This window comes from Sphingopyxis sp., assembly GCF_035565275.1.
Taxonomy (GTDB): domain Bacteria; phylum Pseudomonadota; class Alphaproteobacteria; order Sphingomonadales; family Sphingomonadaceae; genus Sphingopyxis.
The window spans coordinates 1-4,279 of record NZ_DATMST010000178.1 but is presented as its reverse complement, the minus strand read 5'-3'; the positions used below and the strand labels follow the sequence as shown (position 1 = coordinate 4,279).

The 4,279-nt window shown below is 66.3% G+C and carries 3 protein-coding genes; all 3 read right to left on the bottom strand.

The window, feature by feature from the left end; translation table 11 throughout:
* On the bottom strand, nt 1–452 hold a 452-nt coding region (locus VN047_RS12635), incomplete at its 3' end, for a TolC family protein (RefSeq protein WP_325543187.1).
* Entirely contained in the window at nt 445–3,522 is a 3,078-nt protein-coding gene (locus VN047_RS12630; protein WP_325543185.1) for an efflux RND transporter permease subunit, read from the bottom strand. The genes VN047_RS12630 and VN047_RS12635, both read right to left, overlap by 8 nt.
* Nucleotide 3,523: 1 nt before the next feature.
* Nucleotides 3,524–4,279, bottom strand: a 756-nt coding sequence (locus VN047_RS12625) for an efflux RND transporter periplasmic adaptor subunit (RefSeq protein WP_325543183.1), incomplete at its 5' end; no start/stop codon positions are given.

Genomic DNA, 4,279 nt, shown 5'->3' with positions numbered 1-4,279 from the left:
TCGGCGCGCGCTGCGCCGATCGCGCGGCCGACCCGGCCGAACAGATCGACCTCCCACGCGACGGCGAGCCCGCCGCTGTGCGTCCATTGCCGGTCGCCGGCGGGCTGTACGAAAGCGCCCGCAGCGCTGCCGTAGCTGGTTCCGCCGCTGAGATCGGTCGTCGGCAGACGTCCGGCTCGCGCCTCGCCCAGAACGGCGTCCGCCTTTACCAGATTGGCATTCGCGACGCGCAAATCGGTGTTCGCGGCGAGCGCGCGTTCGATCAGGTCGTCGAGCACGGGATCGTTATAGAGACGCCACCAATGATCGGGCAATTCAGCCGCGCTGTCGACGCCGGCCGCGGCGGTCTCAAACGCACCCGCCGCCTTCGCCACCGGTTGCGGCGGTTCGTAATGCGGACCGACGGCGCAGCCGGCGGTGGTGAGAGAGAGCAGGAAAAGCAGCTTACGCATATGCAATCTCCGCCGCCGCCAGTTCGGTCTCGCGCGCGCTGTGCGACGCCGCGCGGTGATCCCTGGCGATCAGGCTGTAGATGGTGGGAAGGACGAAGAGGGTGAACAGCGTGCCGACCAGCATGCCCATCACGACGACGATACCGATCGCGAAGCGGCTGGACGCGCCGGCGCCGTTGGCGAACAGCAACGGGACGAGCCCCGCGACCATCGCCGCGGTGGTCATCAGCACCGGCCGCATGCGCACCGCCGCCGATTTGCGGATCGCGGCGATCCGGTCGAGGCCCTCGTGCTTCTGGATCTGGTTGGCGAAGGACACCATCAATATGCCGTGCTTCGAAATCAGACCGATCAGCGTCACCAGTCCGATCTGCGTATAGATGTTGAGCGTCGTGTAGCCGAGCCACAGTGGCACCAGCGCCCCGCAGATGGCGAGCGGTACGGTGACGAGGATGACCAGCGGATCGCGGAAGCTTTCGAACTGCGCCGCGAGCACGAGGAAGATGACGATCAGCGCAAAGCCGAACGAAATCGTCAGCCGGTCGCCTTCGGTCACATATTGCCGGCTGTCGGAAAGCCAGTCGACGCTCGTCCCGGCGGGCAGGGGCTGGCTTTTCAGGAAATCGACCGCCTGACCCATCGTGACGCCGGGCGCCAGAATGGCCGAAAGCGTGACCGAGTTCATCTGGTTGAACTGCGTCAGCCGGTTGGCCTCGGGGCGCATTTCAACCTTCGTGACCGTCGACAGCGGCACCAGCGTGCCCGACGCGGTCTTGATGTGATATTGACCGAGATTGTCGGGCGTCAGCCGCTGTGCCGCGGGAACCTGCGCGATGACGTCGTAGGAACGGTCGTGCCAGTTGAAGCGGTTGACGTAATTTTCGCCGACCATTGTCGCCAATGTGTCGGCGACCGCTTCCATGGTGATCCCCATCTCACCCGCCTTGGCGCGATCGACGCTGATCCGCGCTTCGGGGCTGTCGAAGGCGAGGTCGCTGTCGACGAAGGCGAACAACCCGCTTTGCCAGGCTGCGCCCTTCACTTTCTCCAGCGCGGCATAGAGTGCCTGAAAATCATCCGACGAGCGGATGACCATCTGCACCGGCAGGCCTCCGCTGGAAGCGGGGAGGGCCGGGGCTTGAAAGGCAGCGGCATAGACGCCGGTGATGCCGGCGCCCTTGGCATTGAGTTCGGCCTGGATCGCGTCGGCGCCGCGCTCGCGCTCGTCCCATTCCTTCAGGATGACGCCGCCAAAGCCGTTGTTCAGGCCATCGGTGCCATTGTCGAACCAGCTGCTGACATATTCGGGCAGCCCGCGGAACAATTGCTCGACCTCTTGAGCGTAGCGCGCCGTATATTCGACATTTGCATATTGCGGCGCCTTGGTCTGGACGAAGACATAGCCCTGGTCCTCCTGCGGCGCGAGTTCGCGCTGCGTGCCGGTGAACAGGATCACGATCGCCCCCATGACCACTGCGCCGACGAGCAACACGGCGGGCCGCGCCGCGAGCGTCGCGCCGAGCAGGCGGCTGTAACGGTCGGTCGCGCGCTGCATATTATGTTCGATCGCGCGCGACAGCCTGCCTTCGTTCATCTGGCTGTTCAGGAGCAGGCTGCTCATCATCGGCGACAGCGTCAGCGCGACGACGCCCGACACCACGACCGATCCGGCGAGCGTGAAGGCGAATTCGCGGAACAGCGCGCCGGTCAGCCCGCCCATCAGGCCGATCGGGGCGTAGACCGCGGCGAGCGTCAGCGTCATGCCGATGACCGGCCCGACGATTTCGCGCGCGCCGAGCAGCGCGGCGCGGACCGGCGACAGGCCCTCTTCGATATGCCGGTGGATATTCTCGACCACGACGATTGCGTCGTCGACGACGAGCCCGATCGCCAGCACCATTGCAAGCAGGGTCAGAAGGTTCAGCGAAAAGCCGAAGGCCAGCATCAATGCCGCCGTCCCGACAAGCGACAGCGGGATCGTCACCACCGGGATCAGCACGGCACGCAGCGAGCCCAGAAAGAGGAAGATGACGATCACGACGATCACGATCGCCTCGACCAGCGTATGGCTGACCTCGTCGATCGACGCGTTGACGAAATGCGCGACGTCGAACTGGCTGATCACCTCGACCCCCGGCGGCGCGACGCGCTGCATGTCGGGGACGAGCGCCTTGACCGCCTTCACGATTTCGAGCGGATTGCCGTCGGGCGTCGGCGTGATCGCGATGCTGACCGACCGGCGGCCCGATGTCAGCGCGCTGCTGTCGTAATTCTGTCCACCGATTTCGACTGTCGCGACGTCACCCAGCCTGACGATGCCGCCGTCGACCCGCTTTACCACCATCTGGCGAAAGGCATCCAGATCGCGCAGGTCGGTGCCGGCGGTGATGTTGATGGCGGTGTCCGTGCCCTTCAGGCGGCCCGGGGCGGACTGAACGTTGTTTGCGCGTAGCGCCGCAGCGATGTCGCTCGCCGACAGGCCGCGCGCGGCAAGGCGCACGGGGTCGACCCAGACACGCATCGCCAGCGTCTGGCCACCACTGATCTCCGCCGACGCAACCCCGGGGACTGCGGTAATCAGCGGTTGCGCAATGCGCGTCGCGAAATCGGTGATCTGCGGTACGGGCAGGGTGTCGCTGACGAACGCCAGATATTGCACCGCCGACGCGCCGTCTGTCATCTTGGTGATGACGGGATCGTTGGCGCCGGCGGGCAGGCGATATTTCACCTGCTGCACCTTGGCCAGTATCTCGGTCATCGCGCGGTCGGCGTCGGCGTTGAGCACCAGCTTGGCCTTGACCTGGCTCTTGCCGAGCGTCGAGGTCGAGGTGAGATAGTCGATCCCGTTTGCGGTCGCGATCGCCTGCGCGATCGGGGTGGTGACGAAGCCCTGCATCACATCCTGCGTCGCGCCGGGATAGCCGGTGTCGACGACGATCGTCGCGCTTTCCATGTTCGGATACTCACGCACCGGCAAAGAAAAGAGTGCCGCGCCGCCGACGAGCAGGATCAGCAGGCTGACCACCACCGCGAGGATCGGGCGGCGGATGAAAATATCGGTGAAGGCCATCTCAGCGCGCCTTCCTGGCCGGCGCGGCGCGCGCGGGGACGAGCTTGACCGGCGCGCCCGACTGGACGCGGAGCTGGCCGTTGATCACGACGACATCGCGCGGGCGGAGACCGCCGGTCACGACGACCCTGTCGCCGAAACGGCGCCCCGTGGTGACGGGCACCACTTCCGCGGTGCCGCCGCGGCCCGTCTTGTCCAGCTTCACGCGCGTGACGCTATCGCCCGATGCCGACGTCTGGATCGCGGTGGCAGGGACGACAAGCGCTCCGGTAACGGGGGGCAGCGCGAGCCGCGCGGTGACATACATGCCGGGCCGCAGCGCAAGGCCGGGGTTGGGCAGGGTCGCCTGCACCATGACATTGCGCGTATCCTTGCCAACCTGCGGCTCGATCGCGGTGACGCGGGCGGTGAAGCGCCGGTCGGGCCAGGCGTCGGAGAGGATGTCGACGCTGGCGTCGGGCTTCAGCAACGAAAAATCCTGCTGCGGTATGGCGAAATCGACATAAAGGCTGTCGAGCGCGGTCAGTGTCGCCACCGGATCGCCCGGGTTGAGATACTGCCCCGGATTGACCTGCCGGACGCCGAGCGTGCCGGCGAAGGGCGCGCGGAGCTGTTTCTGCACGATCCGCGCATCGATCTGCCGGACTGCGGCATGCGCCTGCGCATGTTCGGCGCGCCGCTGTTCGAGCAGTTCGCGCGGTTCGGCGCCCGACGGTGCCAGTTCGTTCGAACGCGCGAGCTGCAGGCCGGCGAAATC